Genomic DNA, 21,374 nt, shown 5'->3' with positions numbered 1-21,374 from the left:
TAGGCTACTCATTCCAATGTGATACACCTCAGTTACTCCTATCCCACAGTACCTACTATTCTTATTTGCTTATTATCAGGAATCTCCTGATAAGACAAAACATGAAAGTCATGAGATATATTACGCACAAATCGTGCCAACACTGCGCGTATTCCCGGCTGTACTACCAAGACGGAGCTCTCCTGTTTCGCCTGCTGTTGCATTGCTAACTGTGTCAAAGAATGTTGTATTTTATCTGCCATTCCTGGCTCAAAATTTACCCCTCCAGAGCCACTACTCTGAATAATGTTTTGCAATAATTGTTCCAACTCAGGTTTTAGCGTAATAATCGGCAGTTCCTCATGAACACCACTGATTTTTTGAGTAATTAATCGAGATAAAGCAATACGAACCTGACTGATTAAATATTCTGTATCCTTAGATTTTGGCGCCAGCTCCGCCAAAGTTTCGACTATAGTGCGAATATCCGTTAAAGGAATATGCTCCGCCAATAACCCTTGTAACACTTTGCTAACCATTCCTAATGAAAGGCCTTCTGGTACTAGTTCTTTCACTAATTTAGGAGAACTTAATGCAAGTTTGTCTAAAAGCTGTTGGGTTTCTTCATAACCCAACAATTGTTGGCTGTTTTGTTCTAATATCTGGCTTAAATGCGTAGCAACAACCGTAGAGGTATCGACTACAGTGTAACCCAAAGTATGCGCTTGTTCTCGTTGACTTTCATTAATCCAAACCGCCTCCATACCAAATGCCGGATCACGAGTTTTAATTCCTTCAATTTCACCAAAAATCTGCCCAGGATTTATCGCTAAGCAGCGATCAAGATGAATTGCTGCCTCCCCCATCACGACGCCTGCCAAACTGATACGATAATGGTTAGGTTTTAAATCCAAATTATCCCGTACATGTACAGATGGAATTAAAAAGCCCAGCTCTTGTGATATTTTCTTTCGAACTCCTTTAATACGAGAAAGTAAAACACCACCTTGCGCTTGATCCACTAAAGGAATTAAACGATATCCTACCTCAAGACTAATCACATCAACTGGATTCACATCATCCCATGACAATTCTGTAGAAATATTTGGATTTTGAATCGCAAGAGAATCATTTTCTTCACTAAGTTGTTCCTTGCTTTTTTCTTTATCTTGTTGAAGAAACAAATAAGCAATTCCTCCCAAACCTACAGAAAGTAAAATAAATGCAATATGGGGCATTCCAGGAATAATGCCAATCAATCCCATAATAGCTGATGCAATAATTAATGAACGTGGATTAGCAAATAATTGGGAAATAACTTCATGCCCCATGTTTTGCGCACTGGAAACTCGAGTAACAATGATAGCAGCAGCAGTTGATAAAACTAAAGAAGGTACTTGCGCAACCAAACCATCACCAATAGTTAACAAGATATAGTTATGTAGCGCATCAGAAAAATTCATTCCATGCTGAAAAACCCCAATAATCAATCCCCCAATAATGTTAACTGCCAAAATCAAAATCCCAGCAACTGCATCGCCTCGAACAAATTTACTCGCACCATCCATGGAGCCATAAAAATCTGCTTCCTGTGCTACTTCTAATCGACGCTTTATGGCTTGCTCCTGATTAATTAAACCGGCATTCAGATCGGCATCGATCGCCATTTGCTTTCCGGGTAAAGAATCCAATGTGAACCGTGCGCTTACCTCAGATACACGCCCAGCCCCCTTAGTTACTACAACAAAATTTATGACTACTAAAATAATAAAAACAACCAAACCCACTGCATAGTTTCCACCAATGACTACTTCGCCAAATGCTTGGATCACATGTCCGGCAGCATCAGTTCCTTTATAGCCATTTAATAAAACAACACGGGTTGAGGCAACGTTTAATGTCAAACGTAATAAAGTTGCCAGCAATATCACTGTTGGGAATACAGCAAAATCCAAAGGCCTTTCGCTGTAGATCACTGCTAACAAAACTACAAGTGATAAAGCAATATTAAAAGTAAAGAAAACATCCAATAAAAATGGAGGCAGAGGCAACATCATCATACCGAGCATGATGATCAGCGCCAGAGGTGTTCCTAAACCTTGACGCATCCAATATTGTACATAGTGCAATGCTTTATTCATTAGCATCCTCCTCTGCTTCGCGTGCTAACTCTTCTGGAATAGGGACATTCTGTAATACAGCGGGTTTGTAATCATATCGTTCTCTATCGCGCAGTTGAAACACATACGCTAAAACCTGGGCTACAGCAATATAAAGGCCTCTTGGTATTTCTGCATTTAATTTAGTGGAAAAATAAAGAGCACGCGCCAGAGGGGGTACAGAAATAATGGGAATTTGATGTGATGTTGCAATGTTACTAATTTGGAAAGCAATCAAATCTTTACCCTTTGCAACTACTATGGGTGCTTTATGACTCTTCTCTTTATAACTGATTGCTACAGCATAATGAGTCGGATTGGTTAAAACCACGTTTGCTTTAGATAATTCATTCATCATACGCCGTCTCGAAATCTCTTGCTGAGCTCGACGAATAGCGCTTTTTATTTCGGGTTTACCTTCTATTTCCTTGTATTCATCCCTTAATTCTTGCATCGTCATTTTCATGCTTTTTTGATGCTCATACAATTGGAAAGGAACATCAAAAACAGCAATAAAAATCAAACTGGCAGAAATCAACACAAAAGATTTCACCACAACCAAACTACCGCTACTAATTGCCGTTTCAATAGGAGCATGGGCTAAACTAAGTAACACAGGAATTTGTGATTTAAGTACCACTATAGCGACAACTGCTACGATAAGAAATTTAAAAAACGATTTGAACATTTCGACAAAACCTTTCAACGAAATCATTCGTTTAAATCCTTGAGCCAAATTGAGTCGCGAAAATTTAGGCTGTAAGACTTGGCTACTAAAAACCCACCCGCCCATGAGCAAAGGAGCTGCCAAAGTAACGAGAAAAATAACCACTAATAAAGGCATTAAGGACCAAAACCCCATTTTCACTAAATAAAATAAACGCTCAACACTTATCATAGGAGTAACGATAACGCGCGTATCAAATTCAAATGCATGCTGCATCATGGCTGCCAGCTGGTTAGCTAATTGCTTGCCAAAAATAAAAAATCCCAATGCAGTAAAAAGTAGCGTTACTGTGGTATTGAAATCCCTTGAGCGCGCAACCTGGCCTTTTTTACGAGCCTCTCTAAGTCGTTTGGCCGAGGGCTGTTCAGTTTTTTCTTGTGCGTGTTCTTGCTCGGCCATCAGTGCAACATCCCTGTCATAAAACGCATTCCCTCTTTGATAAGATCTGCCATTTGTATCGCAACACTAGGCAAACCCACCTTAATTACAACCATTCCCATAATTAACGTAATAGGAAAGCCCAAAGAAAAAATATTTAATTGAGGCGCTGCCCGAGACATAATTCCGAATGCAAGACTCACAATAAGCAAAGACAATAAAGCGGGGATTGAAATCAATACCGCTTGTTTGAACATCCATCCCGAAAATAAAATGACATTCCATACCATAGCTTGAGTAACAGAAAGCTGTCCTACAGGCATTATTCTGAAACTATCCAATAACGTTTGAAATACCGTTAAATGTCCATTGAGTGCCAAAAAGATGAGCATCATCATCATTGAATAAAGTTGGCTGACTAATGGAACACTGGCACGGCTTGCAGGATCCACCATCACTGCAAAACTAAGACCAGCCTGCATCGCAATAATTTGTCCTCCCAAAACAAAAACTTGAAAAACCAGCTGCAAGACAAAACCCATTAATAATCCAAAAAGCAATTCTTGGATGATATATGCCAAAAAAATCCCGTTGAAATTCAGAAATGAAAGCTCTTTAGGAACCATAAAGGCACAGACGCAACTTAAAACAAAAAGCAAAATAATTTTAATACGAGGGGGTAATAAAACAGAAGAAAAAACAGGTAGTGAAAGCAATAATCCGCCAATGCGTCCCATTGGCCAAATAACCTGGCTTATCATGCCTAGTATTGTTGGATAGTCCAGTTTCATCTTGAGCTAACCTATTAAATAAGGGATATTGGTAATTAAAGAGTCTGTGTAATTCACAATGATCTTGAGTAACCAGGGACCTGCAAATACGAGCATCAAAAAAGTAACAAATAATTTGGGTATAAAACTTAAGCTCGTTTCATTAATTTGTGTGGCCGCTTGAAACATGGAAACAATCACACCAATAATCAAACCAGGAAGAATGAGTACACTGATAAGTAGCAGCATCAAATACACTCCTTCACTGAACATAGAAACTACTGACTCTGGGGTCATATATTATTTCCCTATAATTTTATTAGACTTCCTTACTCGATGGAGTAAGTTTCAAGGAAGTCTTTTGTCCTTATAATTCGTAGCTTAGATGCATGCGATATTTAGTTCATTGCAAAACTTGATGCAAGGGATCCCAAAATGAGTGTCCAGCCATCAACCATCACAAAGAGCATGATCTTAAAAGGTAATGAAATAATTAAAGGTGATAGCATCATCATACCCATAGCCATCAGAACACTCGATACCACCATATCAATAATTAAAAAAGGTAAAAATAAAATAAAGCCTATCTGGAAAGCTGTTTTTAATTCACTGGTAATAAATGCAGGAATTACCACACTCATTGGCACATCATTAAGCGTTGCTGGATTGGTTTGAGCAAATTTTTCAAACAAGGATAAATCATTTTTGCGTGTTTGATTTAACATAAATTGGCGTAAAGGTACTTGTGCATTCGCCAATGCTTGCGGAAATTTTAGAGTCTCTGCGAGATAGGGCTGTACTGCAGTTTCATTGATTTTGTTAAAAACAGGAGACATCACAAAATAAGTCATAAACAAAGCAATACCAATTAAGATTTGATTCGTAGGAGTTTGCGCCATTCCTATGGCTTGACGTAATATGGAAAGCACAATAATTATTCGCGTAAAAGCTGTCATTGCCATCAACATTCCTGGCAAAACAGTTAATAAGGTCATAAAAATCAAAATTTGCAAATTAACACTATAAGTTTGTTCACCATTCGCGCCAGGCTGTACTGTTAATGCAGGTAATGATAAAGGTGCTGCCTGTAACGCCAGGGGTATGAAACAAAATAAAATCAGGAATAAAGTAGCCTGGGTGAAACGAAGCATAACCCAGGATTTAGAGCTCCCCTCTCCCACTGCCATTAAGTTATGGGAATTTTTCATTCCCGCGCAGGCGGAAATCCATTTCTGAATTGACATCGATATTCGACTAAAGTTGGATTCTCGCCGCTGGGATGACAACTTCCATACGGATGATAACCATTTTCGTACATTTAAATTCACTATCTTCATCTTATGATTTCACAACTGATTTAAACAGATCTGCAAACGAAGTTTTATTTATAGGGTCAAAACCAGTCGGCAATTGTTCACCAAAATCATAGATCAGGGTGACCTGTCCAGAGCCTGAGCCGACTAATAAATAACGCGTTCCCACTTTTAACAAGGTAATTTTTTCCTTGGGTCCTAAAATCATATTCGCTATGGATTGAAATCCTTTTGCCGAACCCACTTGCATTCCATGTAAGCGTTTTATTACCCAAGATAATGCAATGATGAGCAATAAAACTAACAATAAGCCCATGACAATACGCATAAGCTCTCCATGATTGAGTACACTATGCATTATCTTAATCGCTTAATTCGTTCTGCTTTACTGACGATATCAGTCAATCGCACACCAAACTTATCATTAACTACAACCACTTCCCCATGTGCAACTAAAGTCCCATTAACTAAAACATCAAGCGGATCGCCTGCCAAACAATCGAGAGCAACAATTCCTCCTTGGTTTAACTGAAGTAAATTACGGATTGTCATTTTGGTGCGCCCAATTTCTACAGTCACCGAAACAGGGATATCCAAAATTAAATCCATTTTTTCACTGTCCGCTTCCTGAGGAAGATTATTTGATGGTTTAGGCTGTTCTATTGCTTCTTGAGACATTCCTCATCTCCTAGTAACTAATATTTTTAATTATTTTTACAGCGCGCTTGTCATTTGCAGTTCCTTGAGTTGCTGTAAAACCTGGCGTTCCTTCAATATCTAAAGTAACTATTTCTTTCATTTCCATAGGTATAAAATCACCTACTTGCCATGACATTACTGCACCCAAAGTACTTTTTGTTTCAGCCATTGCAGAACTTACAGTTAATTCAACTTCCATCAACTCTTCCTTCAATGATTTAACCCAGTTCGGATCAATTTCATCATCAGGACGAGAAGCGCCAAGTTCCAGTTGTTCTTTGATGGGTTCAACCATGGAGTAGGGCAAGATAAAATAGAAAATACCGACTTCTTTACCGAAATCCATTGAAAAACGTGCGACTAAAAGCATTTCTCCAGGTTCTGCTATATTGACTAATTGTGGGTTCGTTTCATCATTAAATTTGCTGATATCAAGCTGAATAATTGGCTTCCAGGCTTGGGTAAGATTGGCAATAAGCTTTTTCGTGATAACATCCATAACACGCAGTTCGGTAGCAGTAAAATCAGTTCTATCTTTTTGGGCAAAGAATTGAGAGCTGCCGCCAAAATAATAGTCAACGAGATCATAGACAAAAGTACTATCAAAAAGAATAATGCCTTTGCCTCGTAAAGGTTTGAATTTAAAGATACTCATTAAACTTGGATTAGGTAAGCTCTCCATAAAATCGCGATGCTTTATAATAAGCAATGGATCTTGTTTAATTTCAAAATCTTTGGCAGTTACATTATAGATATCCGAGGCGAATAAACGCACTGCACGATCGTAAATTCTGTCTAATACAGGTAACTTTCCTTTGACAATACGTTCCTGAGCAGTAAAGTTAAGTATTTTTACATCACCCTCTTGCTGTAGTTCAACAGGTTCAAATACAGCATTAGATACTTCCTTTTTACTGCCTTTTGCTTTTTTATGGCCCGATTTTTCTCTAGTAGCTGTTTGACGCTCTGTTGCATGGCGTTCTTCTTCAGGAGACTCACCAACCGTTTTCAGCAGCGCATCTATTTCTTCTTGTGATAAAACATTTTTATCAGCCATATAAGCAATCCATACTAATTTTTAAACTTGAATTCACTCATTACGTGCAAGTAATTATCTGATTTTTCTATTGAATTGGTTATGCAAACTATATGCCATTTATAAAAATGGTCGCTCATCACATAATTCCAATGTACCTCTGGTTATAAATTGGAAAAAAGACGTGCTGGTTTGACAGTCAAAAAATCATATGCCAATCATTTGACAATACATCCAAATTAATGAAAAAAATGCTACTCAATTTATTCATTAATTTCTTGCTGACATTTTGCTTTCGCCATGTTTCGACAATTTTCCTGACAATCAGTTTCCTCTGAGGTCAGACATTGTGAATTAATACAATCTTGAGTCGTATTATGAAGACACTGTGTTCTATCGTACTTTTGGGCGCCCAAGGCATCCTCAGGAATATCTGCTGCAAACACTGCAAATGAAAAAAAGAAACCCCAAAAGATTAAAAAAGTTTTCATCATAATTCCTTTTAATTATGCTCTTAAATGAATTATAGTCTTAATATTAAAAATAATTAAATGATGCCAAAATGCGCAGCAAAATAAGAACGCTCACTAATTTTAGCCGTGCACTATCCAGCCAATCTTTCTGTCTACGTCCAGAGAATGAAGAGCAACTTACTGATTATCTTGCCCATAATCCTCAGCAAAACATACTCATGCGTGGTTCAGGATTGTGCTACAACGACAGTTGTTTTAATACTGATGGTTTTATTATCAACAGCGAGCGTTTGAATCACTTTATCAGTTTTGATCACGAAACCGGTATTGTGCTCTGTCAGGGAGGAGTATCACTTAAAGATTTATTTTTAGTGCATCCTGATTACATTCCTCCTGTCATTCCAGGTACTATCCACATTACAGTTGCCGGCGGAATTGCTCACGATGTGCATGGAAAAAACAATCATCAAGCAGGTAGTTTTGGCCACCACCTCATTGGATTTGATTTACTGATTGGAGGTAAAAAATTTCATTGCAGTCCTAATGATAACAGCGATTTATTTTATGCCACAATTGCAGGCTTAGGCCTTACAGGTGTTATCACTCGTGTCGCGCTCCGCCTTAAAAAGGCTCCACGTTTTGTGCAAGCGAAACATCAGCAATTTGAATCATTTCAAACACTCACTGAATATATGAGAACTACGGGTATTCACCATGATTATCAAGTTGCTTGGCTTGATCTACTCAATCCTGCTTTACGCGCTGTTCTTTCAGTAGCGGATCACTGTGAGCCTTTCGACAATAAAAGAATAAAAATCCGTACAATCCCTAATATTCCCTTTTCTTTAATCAAATCATGGAATATAAAATTATTTAATCAGTATTTCTTAAGTAGTAAAAAAGGACACGAAAAACTCACACTGGAACAGTTCAATAATCCTCTTGATAAACTCATGCATTGGAATAGACTTTATGGCCCTAAAGGATTAATTCAATTCCAAGCAGTATTCAGTGAAGACCGGGCCTTAGACACTTTTGAGCAGTTAGTACAATTGATTAGAGCTCATAAAGCAACACCTACTCTTGCTGTTCTCAAGCTATTCACTCAATCAGGTGAAGGTTTACTCTCATTCTGTAAACCAGGATTCACCCTAGCAGTTGATTTTATTAATAATTTACATGCGAAACAGGCAATATCAGCCATGAATCAATTAATCACAGAACTCAATGGGCGAGTGTATTTGGCGAAGGATTTACTTTTGAATGAAGAACAATTTCACCAGATGTATGAGAAACATGAACAATTTTCTCAAACCCTTGAGCATTATGGATGTAACATGCATTCTGATCTGGCACAACGTTTAGGGCTAAAAAAATGACACAGAGAACATGGGTCATAATCGGAGCAACCTCCATCATTGCAGAAAAATTTGCACATATTGTTGCCCAGTCAGGCCATCAATTACTTTTAGTAGGACGCCAGGAAACACAACTCAATCTCATCGCAAATGATATCAAACTTAGGTATCAAATCAGTTGTGATGTACTTATTTTGGATTTAGTTGATCAAATTGATGCTCTCGTTTCAATACTTAAAGCAAAAGATGGCGAACTTGATTTGTTTATTGCACACAGTGACTTCACTGATAACGATCACTTGAATGATGAAACAATCGCTCATCTTATCAAACTGAATGTTTTGACAACTGCTTTATTGATCCATACGTACTTAAATCGTCAACAAAAAGAACATAATTTGCTGTTCCTAAGTTCGGTTGCTGCATGCCGAGGACGCTCTAAAAACAGCCTTTATGGAGCCAGTAAAGCAAGTATTGAAATTTACCTCCAGGGCCTACAACAGGCTGCCAGTCCAAGCCAACACATTACCATTGCCCGCTTGGGTTTTATTGATACGAAACAAACTTATGGTTTACCTGGTATTTTTTATGCGGCCCCACCGGACTCCTGTGCACAAGCCTGCTGGAACGCATTGACGCGTAGAAAAAGAATATTCTATTATCCTTATTTCTGGCGAATAATTATGGCGATAATTACCCGATTGCCATTTTTTCTTTATAAGAAAATGGGCAAGATTTGAGATTCTATTGGTTACTTCATAGCGAATAGTAGGTTGGGCGTTGGTCCACAAAGTTAAGTTATTCTCAAAACAGACTCTTTGTAATATCGGTGTACGCCTTGTTGCTCGCAATCAGGATTTCAATCAAATCCTCTATTATTAATCACAACAGACTTTTGCTGCAATTTTGTCCCTAAATTGTTGGATTGTTTTGACCTGTGAGATCTCAGTTTTTCATTTTAAATTTTTCTACGTACCGCGCTTTATGCGCGGTATCCAGGGGATCCTGCTATAGAAATGCTCAGTGGCATCTTAAAATATCGTTCTGGATATGCGCTTAAAGCAGGTACGTAGGCGAAAAAATTAGTGTGGGGTTCTCATCAAAAAACTGACGATCCCTCAGGGCAAAATGACCCAACCTACTGAGTATTCAATTGCTTTATTTTAAGATCTTAATCATAGGTAAGATTGTTTTTATCAAGTCAAAAAATTGTAAAATGTAGATAACAAGAATGATAAGTACCAATACATTTAATAGACTTTTAATTGATGGCGGCATTGGAATAAAAGTATTGATTAACCACAAAGCCACCCCGAAAACCACAATTACAGCGATTAAGTTCAATAGCCCGGCCATAATTATCCTTATTAATGAGGGTTTCTGTTTAAAATTATAGCAGATTTACAAATACTTAGGAGTCTAAAGATGAAAAAGTCTATGGATCAAAAAACTATTGTCTTGGTGTTCCTGTCTTTTCCTTCAGTAAGTCGCGAATTTCAGTTAATAAAGCTTCTTCCTTTGTTGGGGTTTCTTTCTTTTCCTCCTCTTTTCTTAACAAAGAAATCACTTTAATTGCTACAAAAATTGAAAACGAAATGATAGTAAAATCAATCACTGCCTGGAGAAACTCGCCCCACTTTACAACCGCATCACCCACAGTAAACGTCCTATTGGCGACATTGATTCCACCCAATAATAAACCAATTATAGGCATGATAATACCACTGACAAGTGAGCTAATAATTTTGCCAAATGCAGCGCCTATAACCACAGCAACCGCAAGATCCATCACATTTCCTTTGATAGCAAATTGCTTAAACTCTTGCAGAAAACTCATGTCATGTCCTTATGTATGGTTGTTTTCAAGATAAGTAGCCTGAGAAGATAGGCTACTTAATATCATTTTTACGAACGGAGCACCATTTCTCTAATTTCTTCTATCTTTTTCTCTAAATCAGGTGGGACCTCCCCGCCGCCTTGGGCCATATCATCACGGCCACCGCCTTTTCCACAGAGATGCCTTACTAAAGCGGCTGCAGCAGGTGCTTTACCTAAAATATTTTTACTCACTCCTGCAATCACATTCATTTTATTTTGGTCTACGGTAAATAAAACAATGACAGCTGAATCGAGTCTGGATTTCAGTTGATCCAAGGTAGTACGCATGGTTTGGCTATCTACACCTTCCAATCGTTTTACAAGCAAACTAATTCCGTTAATTTTTTCCACTTCATTTGCCAGATCAGCACCTGATTTTTGTGCTTTCTCACTTTGTAATTTGGCGATTTCCTTTTCCAAACCTTTATTTTCAGTAAGTAGCTGTCCCACTTTATCCGGTAAACTATTTGCTGTGGTTTTTAACAAAGAAGCTAACTCATTCAGCATGAACTGTTGTTCATTAACCCATGCTAGAGCATAACGCCCTGTCACCATCTCGATACGCCTCACGCCACTGGCAATCCCGTATTCAGCAACAATTTTAAATAGACCAATATCACCTGTCCGTTGCGCATGCGTTCCACCACAAAGTTCTTTAGAGAATTCACCCATGGATAATACGCGCACTTTATCAGTATATTTCTCTCCAAAAAGAGCTACTGCACCACTTTTTTTAGCAGAATCAATATCCATAATTCGAGTTACCACTTCATGATTGGCCCGAATTTGATCATTAACCAACGATTCAATTTCTTTAATTTGTTCTGCGGTTAATGGTTCAAAATGAGAAAAGTCAAAACGCGCACGCTCCGCATCAACCAATGAACCTTTTTGCTGGACTTGGGATCCAACTACTGTTTTTAAAGCAGCATGCAATAAATGAGTGGCTGTATGATTTAAACGAATTGCTTCTCGACGCTCATTGTCTATTTGTGCCTTAACTAATTGATCTAAAGTTGCAGTACCTTCCACTACTTCGCCATAATGCACTATGGCTTGACCTGTTTTTTGTGTATCATCGACTCGAAAACGTAAGCCCGCACTGGTTAATAGCCCTTTATCCCCTACTTGGCCACCACTTTCTGCGTAAAAAGGCGTGTGATCCAAAACTAAAGCTCCTTGCATCCCTTGACTTAAGATTTGCACTTCGCTTCCTTCGTGCAATAAGGCAATAATTTTTGCTTCTGTTTCCTTTTTCTCATAGCCATGAAAATCAGATTGGTAGTCCAATTGGGCACTGGTGCTATAATCCATGCTGAATTGGCTAGCAGCTTGAGATTGCTCTCTTTGCTGTTGCATCAATTGATTAAAACCATCCATATCCACATAAAGCCCTTGTTCTCTCGCTATATCAGCAGTTAAATCAACCGGAAAACCATAAGTGTCATACAGTTTAAATGCGATCTCTCCAGATATTTCGTGGCCTCCTAGAGAATGCATTTGTTCTTGCAAGAGACGTAAACCCTGATCCAGCGTACGTGCAAATTGATTTTCTTCTTGATTAAGGATTTTTTCTATATGCGCTTTAAATTTTATCAATTCAGGATATGCATCCCCCATTACTTGAATTAAGGGCTCTACCAAGCGTGAAAAAAATGGTGTTGGCAAGCCCAACTTATTACCATGTCGTACTGCTCTTCTTATGATTCTTCTGAGCACATATCCTCGTCCTTCATTACCTGGAATCACTCCATCGGCAATTAAAAATGCACAAGAACGAATATGATCTGCAATTACTTTTAAAGAGGTATGGTTTAAATCGAGAGGCAGGTTAGATGTGATCTTTCCATCTTCTATAGCGACATAAGTCTTTGAAAGTTTTGCAGCAGATTGAATTAAATGCTGGAAAATATCCGTTTCATAGTTACTGTGCACGCCCTGGACTACTGCAGCGAGGCGCTCAAGGCCCATCCCTGTATCTACAGAAGGTTTAGGTAAAGGATGCAAATTCCCTTCCTTATCCCGGTTAAACTGCATGAATACCAGGTTCCAAATTTCTATATATCGGTCCCCATCTTCATCAGGAGTCCCTGGAGGACCCCCTGGAATTTCAGGGCCATGATCATAAAAGATTTCAGTGCAAGGACCACAAGGGCCAGTATCCCCCATGGACCAAAAATTATCCTTTTCCCCGCAACGCGAAAATCGTGCAGCCGAAACTTTCATTTCTTTAAGCCAGATATCTTCTGCTTCCTGATCTTCTTTATAAACAGTTACCCACAAACGCTCTTCGGGTAAATGCAGAACTTGAGTTAAAAATTCCCAAGCAAATTTTATTGCTTCTCGCTTAAAATAATCTCCGAAACTAAAGTTACCCAACATTTCAAAAAATGTATGGTGTCTTGCTGTATAACCCACATTCTCCAAGTCATTGTGTTTACCTCCTGCACGCACACAACGTTGTGCAGTGACCGCTCGTTGATAAGCGCGTGTTTCAAGTCCTAAAAATAAATCCTTAAATTGCACCATACCTGCATTAGTAAATAATAAAGTAGGATCATTCGCAGGAACTAAGGAACTGGATTCCACTAATTGATGACCACGTTGTGTGAAATAATCAAAGAATGCTTGTCTAATTTCAGAACTTTTCATTTATAATCAACACCAATTTGAGTTAATTTAATCTTTAGCCTGGGTGAAGCGGAGCTGCACTGACATTGAGTTACGACATTTGACTTTACTTCTACGTCCTGCGGCTTGTCCGCAGGATCCAGTGATGGTGAGAGATACTTTGGATCCCGCGGACAAGCCGCGGGACGTAGTCAAAACATTTATCTCTTAACTCAATGTCAGTACGGTTCCGCCTTCACCCAGGCTACAAAGTACCTAGGATACGATTTCATTTTTATTTTTCCAATTCTTTTTTTACTCGAGCAATGATATCCATACCAAATCCGCGATAAAGCAAAAACCGCTGCTGCTTTTGGAGTTCCTCAAAAGATAAATCACATTGACCTTTACTTTTTTTTCGCCAGACATCTAAGGCATAAGTCAACCAATTATCTTCCTCTTGCTGTAAGAATTGATGAATTAATTCCTTGTTAATTCCTTTACTACTTAATTCCTGACTTATTTTTAAAGGTCCATAACCCTGACGAATGCGTGACCGGCTGTATATTTCTACAAAACGATAATCATTTTGTAAATCCAAGCGTTGGCATTCCTCCAGTGCATTTTTTATTTCTATTGGATTATATCCTTTTTGTTTTAATTTATCATAAAGCTCTACCCTACTGTGCTCGCGCCTGGATAACAGGCGCATAGCACTATCAAATGCTTTAGTCATCAATTGTCTCAAATTCATCGGCACTAGCTGATGCAAGCATAGGTAGTTTTTTCTCTAGGAGCTCAGTACGGATTTGCTGCTCAAGAACTGCTGCAACTTGAGAATTCTCCTTAAGGTACAAGCGAACATTATCCTTACCTTGGCCAATTTTCTCTCCTTTATAACTGTACCAAGCACCCGATTTTTCAATCAGATTGAGTTGGACACCCAAGTTGATAATTTCACTTTCACGAGAAATACCTTCATTATAAAGAATATCAAATTCAGTCATTTTGAATGGTGGGGCAACTTTATTTTTAACTACTTTAACGCGGGTTTCACTACCTAAAACTTCTTCGCCTTTTTTAATTGACCCAATGCGACGGATATCCAAGCGGACAGAAGCATAGAACTTCAATGCATTGCCACCAGTGGTTGTTTCAGGGCTGCCAAACATCACACCAATTTTCATACGGATTTGGTTAATGAAAATAACTAGGGTATTGGACCGTTTAATATTAGCGGTCAATTTACGTAACGCTTGCGACATAAGTCGAGCTTGTAAACCAACATGTGAATCCCCCATTTCCCCTTCAATTTCTGCTTTGGGAGTCAATGCCGCAACAGAGTCGACGATAATTACATCTACAGCGGCTGAACGAACCAGCATATCAGTAATCTCCAGAGCTTGCTCCCCTGTATCCGGTTGAGAAACCAATAATTCATCCACATTAACACCTAGTTTTTGTGCATAACTAGGATCTAAAGCATGTTCTGCGTCAATAAATGCGGCAGTGCCTCCCATTTTTTGACATTCTGCAATTACTTGTAAGGTCAAAGTAGTTTTACCAGAAGATTCGGGACCATAAATTTCAACAACACGCCCTTTGGGCAGACCACCAATCCCCAATGCGATATCCAATCCTAAAGATCCTGTTGAAATGGCTTCTATATCTCGGGATACGGTGCTGTCTCCCATACGCATCACTGATCCTTTACCAAATTGACGTTCAATTTGAGAGAGGGCAGCTGATAATGCTTTTTGTTTGTTTTCTTCCATAATATTTTCCAGGTAGTTAGAGTTATGCAAGGGTAAAATTATCACACAGATAGGAACAAGCAGCAAATTGATTCACTGGATTAAAAGAGTTTTTTTTGCTCAAGCCTAAGTAATGCAAAAATAGAATCAATGACCCAGAAAAGGAAAGTGAACTACGGGGTCGAAAATCCATGTTTTAAGAATAAAGAGAAAACCCAATAATATCCTTTCTTGGTCAGGTGTTGATTAAATTTATTACTATATGTTAAAATTTTAACAAATAATTTTTTAATATGGAAAATTGCATGCAAAGTAAAAATGAAAAACCATCACCAATTTCTGACGTCATAGCTACTTCATTATATGCAGAACGTGTAGTAATTAATATATCTAATGCCGCTAAGCATCTTTTTTTTCCCACACCAGAGGAATCAAGAATAAGTTTTACAGATCGTGCTCAAATTGAATTTAAAAGGAAGGGGCTGTCATTGGCTAATGATTTAACCAGCATACTTCCACAAAAGTAGGTAGGTTACATGCCCAGGCTTGGCTCTACTGTCAAAAACATAAATTTCAAATATATCTATACTACTTGATGTAAGAAAGAATGCCTGATAAAGCTTCTTGGCATGCAGCCAAGCGTATGTCTTGCCGGTTTCCAGTGAACTGTTTTCTTAATATTCTAGGATTCATCCCTCGAGCTGCCCAACCAAAACACACAGTACCCACTGGCTTCTCAAGACTGCCTCCGTCCGGGCCTGCAATACCAGTAACTGATACAGCGACATGTCCTGCACTATGTTGTAAAGCACCAATCGCCATAGCCTGTGCAACAGGTTCACTGACTGCACCATATTCCTCAATTAATTGTTTAGGCACTGACAAGAGTTCTTCTTTGGCTAGATTACTGTACGTAACAAATCCACGTTCAAACCAGACTGAACTTCCAGAAATTTCAGTGAGATAACTTGCGATGAGGCCTCCAGTACATGATTCAGCCGTGACGAGTTGCCAATTCTTTTTTTTTAGAATTGTTGAAATTTCTTTGATTAGTTTATCAAATGGACTCATGAATATACTGAAATTGACCTGGGTTATGGCCTAAGCCTTCACCCAGGTCAAAAAATTTACTGGTTTGGAGTTTGGTTTTGAGTTCCACCAGCTGGTTGAGTTTGTGCTGGTTGAGGTGTGGTCGTAGTCGTATCCGTAGTGGTTCCTGCAGCGGGTTGCTTGTTACTTTGCTCACCACATGCAGTTAACGCTAATGCCAATAAACCAGTTGCAGCAACAAAAGCGAAACGTTTCATTTTATTCTCCCTATAAGTTTAATATTTTTTAAATCCCTTTAGATTCTAGCAAATAAATTTAAATTCAACCATGACCTATTGATATTTCAACAAAAAAGTTGAAGCATACAGTACTTTCTTATTTTAAAAACTCAAAAAATTAACAATCCAACTAGAAAATACTCTATCATCACAATGTTTCTGTAATGATTTTAGACACTGATCGACCAATTCCTTACTCAGCTTATTTTTGCGGATTTCAATCAGTGCCTGGATATAATTTTTACTATACTCAGGATGGCCTTGTACAGTAAACAGGTTGTTGCGAATTTGCAGCATGTAAAACGGACAGAAATCACTTCCAGCGAGCACTTCTGCCTCTGGAGGTAGAAGTACAACTTGATCCTGGTGGCTAACGAGTAGGTTGAGCGCTCCGAGAGATGGATCCATCCAAGATTTATGCTGAGTGATTTTATTTACCGACAATCCTATCCCCCAACCCTTGGGAGATTGAATCACCTTACCTCCTAATGCCTTCGCAATAAGCTGATGACCAAAACAAATCCCCACGACTTTTTTCCTTCTTGCATGAAGAGATCGGACCAATTCTTCAAGTGCAGTAATCCATGAAAAACCGTCATTGACACCATAGCGACTCCCAGTAATAACATAAGCATCTTCGGCGTCAATATGGGCTGGTAGTTCACCATGACACACATCATAGACTGTAAATATCAAATTGGGTTCTGCCTGATGCAGCAACTTGACATACATTTCTGAATAAGTGCCATGTACAGGAATTAATTCAGGTACTACTTGGTCACATTGCAATATTCCGATTTTCATAGTGTCCCTATGGAATTTCTTAAGGTGCTTCCGCCAATCTCATTACCAAAGTCTTGGAATGATGCAAATCATCCCCATGGATTGCGGCCATAAGAATGCTCCTATATTGCTGCTGGTCGAAAAGGATAGGATTGCTTTGTGCCGAAGGATCTTCTGTTGCCATTATTGCAATACGTGCAACATGTTGCTCATCAATGCCAATTTGAGTCAAACAATGTTCGATCCCTGATTCACGACGCAATTGCAGTATCCAATTGAGAAATCCATCAAATCCATTATCAATCTCCAAATAAGCCGCCAATCGCATTATTTTATGTTCGATCTCAGGTCGATTGGCTTGCAATACATAGGGCATTAAAATGGCATTTAATCGACCATGATGGGCATCGTAAATTGCTCCTAAGGGATGAGCAAGTGCATGCATAGCACCCAAACCACGCTGGAAAGCTGTTGCTCCCATTAACGAAGCGACAAGCATTTGTGTTCTCGAGTCGATATCATTACCATTTTGCATTACTCGAGGTAAATGTTCCTTTATTAGACGTATCCCCTCGAGAGCAATTCCCTCCGCTAATGGATGATAGCCGGGAGCAGAATAAGCTTCCAAGCAATGAGATAATGCATCCATACCTGTTGCTGCTGTGATATTCGGAGGTAAAGCAACCGTCAATTCAGGATCTAAAATAACCATGGCGGGCAACATTTTTGGGTGAAAAATGATCTTTTTACGCTGTTGTTGCGCATCAGTAATAACCGAAGCACGCCCGACCTCTGAACCAGTACCCGCAGTACTTGGTAACGCGATAACAGGGGCTATACCAGCAACATTCACCCGTCGCCAATTATCTCCTATATCTTCAAAATCCCATAACGAACAATTTTGTCCAACCATCAATGCGATGGCTTTGCCTGCATCAAGAGCAGATCCACCTCCCATAGCAATGACCCCATCATGTTGTCCTTTTCGGTAAATATCTACACCTGCCATCACATTTTCACCTGAAGGATTCGCTTTTACAGCTGCGAATAAAGTAATAGGCAAACCAGCATCATGGCAATTCTTCAATACGGATTCAATCATTGGCAATTTTGCAAGGTTACTGTCTGTAACTAACAATGGTGATTTCATTCCCAGACTATGACAGGCATCAACCAGTTCACGTATACGCCCTGCCCCCACCTTTATCGAAGTGGGATAGTTCCAGTTAGCCGTTAATGATAATGTGCTCATCTATAAATTCCTTTCTAATCGATCATTTTTACATGAAAAGATTTGGGACGGGTCAGTACAGCATATCCTATAGAAGAGAGCGTACATCCACGCCCAGAGTTTTTAATGCCAGTCCAAGCCAAGGCAGGATCTAGATAATCACAACGATTAATAAAGAATGTTCCTGTGTGAAGTTGCTCACCAATAACGATTCCTTGGTCTATATTTTGGGTAAAAACAGCTGCAGTTAATCCATAGTTACTGTCATTCATTAATGCAATCGCTTCGTCATCGCTGTCAACGGACATGATGCCGACCACTGGTCCAAAGGTTTCTTCCGTCATCACCCGCATTTTATGGTTTACTTCGGTTAAAATCTGCGGAGCCATATAGGCAGACCCTGGTTGATCCATGACAAAATCTCGACTGTCGATATGTGCTACAGCACCCTGAGTTAAAGCTTCTTGAATCTGTGCACGAACAAATTCAGCAGAAGATGGGCGAACAAGTGGTCCTAAAGTTGTTTCCGGTTCATCAGGACGCCCAAGTTTATATTGTTTAACCAATGCGACTGCTTTGTTGAGAAAATGATCATAAACCTTCTTATGTACATAAATACGCTCTATCCCGCAGCAGGATTGGCCTGAGTTAAAAAACGCCCCATCCATTAGCGTATCTACAGCTTTATCAATATCTGCATCAAAACGAACATACGCAGGATCTTTTCCTCCAAGCTCTAATCCTACATTCAAAAAACGTCCGGCCGTTATTCGCTCAACCATCTCTCCACCAGCAACAGAACCTGTAAAAGCAACATGATTTATCGCTGGGTGATGCAAGATGTTTTCCGTATCTGTATGCGTCAGATGCAAATACTGGAAAACCCCTTGTGGAAGGTCTGCTTCCCTAAATGCCTGAGCGAAGCGTTCTGCTACAAGTGGTGTTTGTGCTGAATGTTTCAGCAACACAACATTTCCCGCCATAATGGCAGGGATAATTGCATTGACTGCAGTAAGATAAGGATAATTCCAGGGAGCAATCACTAAGGTTAATCCTAATGGCTCACGTGTGATGTAACGAAGAAAGCCTGGCTTTTCAGGTAATCTGATCGGAGCAAGTGCAGCATTTGCAGCAGCGATCATATAACGAGCCCTTTCCTCAAGGCCGTTAATTTCTCCGGCGGCATAACAAATCGGTCTTCCCATTTGCCAGCAAATTTCACTGGCAATCTCATCCTTATTAGCAACCAGAGCATCTACCGCAGCAGTACAATAGTTCGCCCGTTCAATTAGAGTAGTCGCAGCCCATTGTTTTTTTGCGCCTACTGCTCTATCCAATGCAACTTGAATCTCATGGTCATTGGCAAAAGCACGCTCCACATAAAGCGAATTATCTATAGGTGAATAAGTCTTCAATGTATCTTTCATAATCCAGGAAATCCAGGTTAGATAATTTCAAAGTAACGGTCCAATTCCCAATCTGTTATATGACGACGAAATTCTCGTTCTTCCCATTCCCGAGAGGCAGCAAAATGATCAACAAATGGATCACCAAATAAAGAACGAGCAACCTTTGACTCCCTAAAACGAGTAGCTGCTTCCCACAGTGTACGTGGCAATGCAAGTTCTTCTTCATGAGGTTGTGCATAGGAATTGCCTTTGATTTCCGGGTATGGTTCCAGTTTCTGTTCAATTCCATAAAGGCCAGAACCTAAAGCCGCGGCCAAAGCCAAGTAAGGATTCGAATCGGCGGAACCTAAGCGATACTCAACGCGCTGCGATTTATCACTTCCCGGTATAACACGTAGCGCCGTCGTACGATTTTCTACCCCCCACGTCGCATCAGTTGGAGCCCAGAATCCCGGAATCAAGCGAGAGAAACTGTTCACTGTGGGTGAAACCATCGCCAAAAACTCCGGCATGAGCTTTTGTTGACCTGCCACGAAATGTCGCTGAAGCGCGCTCATATTATGTTGCATCGAGGGATCATAAAAAGCGCTCCTCATATCATTTTTATAACGTAAGGAAAGATGAATATGTCCACTTTGGCCAGGAAAATGCGGCGACCATTTAGCCATAAAAGTTGCCATCATATTGTTGCGTTGTGCTAAGACTTTCATGAATGTTTTAAATAACGCAGCCTTATCTCCCGCTTCTATAGCTTTATCTACAGCAATTGCCGCTTCAAGCACCCCTGGGCCAGTTTCTGCATGCAACCCTTCTATAGGAAAGTCCATAATCTCGCTCATATTAAGGATCTGATGATATAAATCTGCATGAACCGTATTGCGAATCATTGAATAACCAAAAAAATCAGGTGTCATGGGTTTTAAATCACGAAAACCTTTAGAGCGTACACTGTCAGGAGTCTCATCAAACATAAAGAACTCATATTCCAATGCAGCATACACATCAAATCCCATTGAATCGGCTTTTTGAACAATTCGACGAAGTAATGCTCTAGGACATAACGCTTCGGCCTCTCCAGCAAATTCAGCCATAAACAACAATTGATTCTCTTCGAAAACAAGTTCGCGGCACGTTTCCGGAAGAACGCGCACTAAGGCATCAGGGTAACCTGTATGCCAACCTGTATATTTACCATTATCATACAGTTTATCTTTGGAGTCCCATCCTAAGATTACATCACAAAAAGAAAAACCACTCTCTAAAGCCGAGAAGAATTTATTACGGCTCATATATTTTCCAAGCATCACCCCATCCACATCAAAAATACCAACCTTGATATGGGTCAGATTACGCTCCTCAATAATTTGCTTTGCTGCCTCAACAGTCTTAACATCCTTTGGAGTTAACATAGCATTTCCTTTGCCTATTCGTTATGAGTCATTAGATAATATCCAGATTCTATTCTTGAATCCAGGGTTATTTATTGAAG

At 39.4% G+C, this 21,374-nt stretch carries 23 protein-coding genes; 3 read left to right on the top strand and 20 right to left on the bottom strand.

Annotation, left to right across the window (positions count from 1 at the left end; genetic code table 11):
- Positions 1–38 precede the first annotated feature (38 nt).
- From flhA to FOLKNPGA_RS07205, 9 genes are all read right to left on the bottom strand, one after another.
- Positions 39–2,120, bottom strand: a complete 2,082-nt coding sequence (gene flhA, locus FOLKNPGA_RS07245) for a flagellar biosynthesis protein FlhA (RefSeq protein ID WP_182352402.1) — start codon at positions 2,118–2,120, stop codon at positions 39–41.
- Positions 2,113–3,264 carry a flagellar biosynthesis protein FlhB gene (gene flhB, locus FOLKNPGA_RS07240; RefSeq protein ID WP_182352401.1) on the bottom strand — a complete coding sequence of 384 codons (1,152 nt, stop codon included), beginning with the start codon at positions 3,262–3,264 and terminating at the stop codon, positions 2,113–2,115. Before flhB ends, flhA begins: the two co-directional genes overlap by 8 nt.
- On the bottom strand, positions 3,264–4,034 hold the full coding sequence (fliR, locus tag FOLKNPGA_RS07235) for a flagellar biosynthetic protein FliR (RefSeq protein ID WP_182352400.1): 771 nt from the start codon (positions 4,032–4,034) through the stop codon (positions 3,264–3,266). The genes flhB and fliR overlap by 1 nt, the downstream gene beginning before the upstream one ends.
- Before the next feature lie 6 nt (positions 4,035–4,040).
- A complete protein-coding gene (gene fliQ / locus FOLKNPGA_RS07230) occupies positions 4,041–4,310 on the bottom strand; it encodes a flagellar biosynthesis protein FliQ (RefSeq protein WP_182352399.1) in 270 nt (89 codons plus the stop codon).
- 101 nt (positions 4,311–4,411) lie between these two features.
- Positions 4,412–5,164: a flagellar type III secretion system pore protein FliP gene (gene fliP / locus FOLKNPGA_RS07225; protein ID WP_182352794.1), complete on the bottom strand. Its 753-nt coding sequence runs from the start codon at positions 5,162–5,164 to the stop codon at positions 4,412–4,414.
- A 187-nt stretch (positions 5,165–5,351) separates the two neighbouring features.
- Positions 5,352–5,654 (bottom strand): flagellar biosynthetic protein FliO, encoded by a 303-nt coding sequence (gene fliO / locus FOLKNPGA_RS07220; protein ID WP_232890846.1) that lies wholly within the window; start codon positions 5,652–5,654, stop codon positions 5,352–5,354.
- A 29-nt stretch (positions 5,655–5,683) separates the two neighbouring features.
- Positions 5,684–6,004, bottom strand: coding sequence for a flagellar motor switch protein FliN (gene fliN / locus FOLKNPGA_RS07215; RefSeq protein WP_182352397.1), 321 nt, complete (start codon positions 6,002–6,004; stop codon positions 5,684–5,686).
- 10 nt (positions 6,005–6,014) lie between these two features.
- A complete protein-coding gene (gene fliM / locus FOLKNPGA_RS07210) occupies positions 6,015–7,082 on the bottom strand; it encodes a flagellar motor switch protein FliM (protein WP_182352396.1) in 1,068 nt (355 codons plus the stop codon).
- A gap of 242 nt (positions 7,083–7,324) precedes the next feature.
- Complete coding sequence (locus FOLKNPGA_RS07205; RefSeq protein ID WP_232890845.1) at positions 7,325–7,555, bottom strand: hypothetical protein; 231 nt, start codon at positions 7,553–7,555, stop codon at positions 7,325–7,327.
- A 68-nt stretch (positions 7,556–7,623) separates the two neighbouring features.
- Here FOLKNPGA_RS07205 and FOLKNPGA_RS07200 point away from each other — a divergent pair, with 68 nt between their 5' ends.
- Together FOLKNPGA_RS07200 and FOLKNPGA_RS07195 are read left to right on the top strand one after the other, a co-directional pair.
- Positions 7,624–8,913: an FAD-binding oxidoreductase gene (locus FOLKNPGA_RS07200; RefSeq protein ID WP_182352395.1), complete on the top strand. Its 1,290-nt coding sequence runs from the start codon at positions 7,624–7,626 to the stop codon at positions 8,911–8,913.
- Positions 8,910–9,632, top strand: a complete 723-nt coding sequence (locus tag FOLKNPGA_RS07195; RefSeq protein WP_182352394.1) for an SDR family NAD(P)-dependent oxidoreductase — start codon at positions 8,910–8,912, stop codon at positions 9,630–9,632. The genes FOLKNPGA_RS07200 and FOLKNPGA_RS07195 overlap by 4 nt, the downstream gene beginning before the upstream one ends.
- A 418-nt stretch (positions 9,633–10,050) precedes the next feature.
- Here FOLKNPGA_RS07195 and FOLKNPGA_RS18890 read toward each other — a convergent pair whose 3' ends face one another.
- From FOLKNPGA_RS18890 to recA, 5 genes are all read right to left on the bottom strand, one after another.
- On the bottom strand, positions 10,051–10,248 hold the full coding sequence (locus FOLKNPGA_RS18890) for a Thivi_2564 family membrane protein (RefSeq protein ID WP_232890844.1): 198 nt from the start codon (positions 10,246–10,248) through the stop codon (positions 10,051–10,053).
- Between the two features lie 94 nt (positions 10,249–10,342).
- Entirely contained in the window at positions 10,343–10,729 is a 387-nt protein-coding gene (gene mscL, locus FOLKNPGA_RS07190) for a large-conductance mechanosensitive channel protein MscL (RefSeq protein ID WP_182352393.1), read from the bottom strand.
- A 68-nt stretch (positions 10,730–10,797) separates the two neighbouring features.
- Positions 10,798–13,422, bottom strand: coding sequence for an alanine--tRNA ligase (gene alaS / locus FOLKNPGA_RS07185; RefSeq protein ID WP_182352392.1), 2,625 nt, complete (start codon positions 13,420–13,422; stop codon positions 10,798–10,800).
- A 253-nt stretch (positions 13,423–13,675) separates the two neighbouring features.
- Positions 13,676–14,116, bottom strand: coding sequence for a recombination regulator RecX (gene recX, locus FOLKNPGA_RS07180; RefSeq protein WP_182352391.1), 441 nt, complete (start codon positions 14,114–14,116; stop codon positions 13,676–13,678).
- Complete coding sequence (gene recA, locus FOLKNPGA_RS07175) at positions 14,109–15,155, bottom strand: recombinase RecA (RefSeq protein WP_182352390.1); 1,047 nt, start codon at positions 15,153–15,155, stop codon at positions 14,109–14,111. Before recA ends, recX begins: the two co-directional genes overlap by 8 nt.
- Positions 15,156–15,439: 284 nt before the next feature.
- Between recA and FOLKNPGA_RS07170 the strand changes: the two genes are divergently transcribed.
- Complete coding sequence (locus FOLKNPGA_RS07170; RefSeq protein WP_182352389.1) at positions 15,440–15,661, top strand: hypothetical protein; 222 nt, start codon at positions 15,440–15,442, stop codon at positions 15,659–15,661.
- A gap of 61 nt (positions 15,662–15,722) precedes the next feature.
- On the opposite strand, the gene FOLKNPGA_RS07165 is transcribed toward FOLKNPGA_RS07170, so the two are convergent.
- The 6 genes from FOLKNPGA_RS07165 to FOLKNPGA_RS07140 form a co-directional block, all read right to left on the bottom strand.
- Positions 15,723–16,205: a CinA family protein gene (locus FOLKNPGA_RS07165; RefSeq protein ID WP_182352388.1), complete on the bottom strand. Its 483-nt coding sequence runs from the start codon at positions 16,203–16,205 to the stop codon at positions 15,723–15,725.
- Positions 16,206–16,261: 56 nt separating this feature from the next.
- The gene (locus FOLKNPGA_RS07160) at positions 16,262–16,441 is read right to left on the bottom strand and encodes a hypothetical protein (RefSeq protein WP_182352387.1); all 180 of its coding nucleotides are present in this window, start codon (positions 16,439–16,441) and stop codon (positions 16,262–16,264) included.
- 123 nt (positions 16,442–16,564) lie between these two features.
- A complete protein-coding gene (locus tag FOLKNPGA_RS07155; protein WP_182352386.1) occupies positions 16,565–17,266 on the bottom strand; it encodes a GMP synthase in 702 nt (233 codons plus the stop codon).
- A gap of 19 nt (positions 17,267–17,285) precedes the next feature.
- The gene (locus tag FOLKNPGA_RS07150) at positions 17,286–18,497 is read right to left on the bottom strand and encodes an iron-containing alcohol dehydrogenase (RefSeq protein WP_182352385.1); all 1,212 of its coding nucleotides are present in this window, start codon (positions 18,495–18,497) and stop codon (positions 17,286–17,288) included.
- 14 nt (positions 18,498–18,511) lie between these two features.
- Positions 18,512–19,903, bottom strand: a complete 1,392-nt coding sequence (locus FOLKNPGA_RS07145; RefSeq protein WP_182352384.1) for an aldehyde dehydrogenase family protein — start codon at positions 19,901–19,903, stop codon at positions 18,512–18,514.
- A gap of 17 nt (positions 19,904–19,920) precedes the next feature.
- Positions 19,921–21,294 carry a glutamine synthetase family protein gene (locus FOLKNPGA_RS07140; protein WP_182352383.1) on the bottom strand — a complete coding sequence of 458 codons (1,374 nt, stop codon included), beginning with the start codon at positions 21,292–21,294 and terminating at the stop codon, positions 19,921–19,923.
- Positions 21,295–21,374 lie beyond the last annotated feature (80 nt).

Origin of the sequence: Legionella sp. PC1000 (genome assembly GCF_014109805.1) — a bacterium.
GTDB classification, from domain to species: domain Bacteria; phylum Pseudomonadota; class Gammaproteobacteria; order Legionellales; family Legionellaceae; genus Legionella; species Legionella resiliens.
This window is presented reverse-complemented; position numbering and strand designations above follow the sequence as displayed.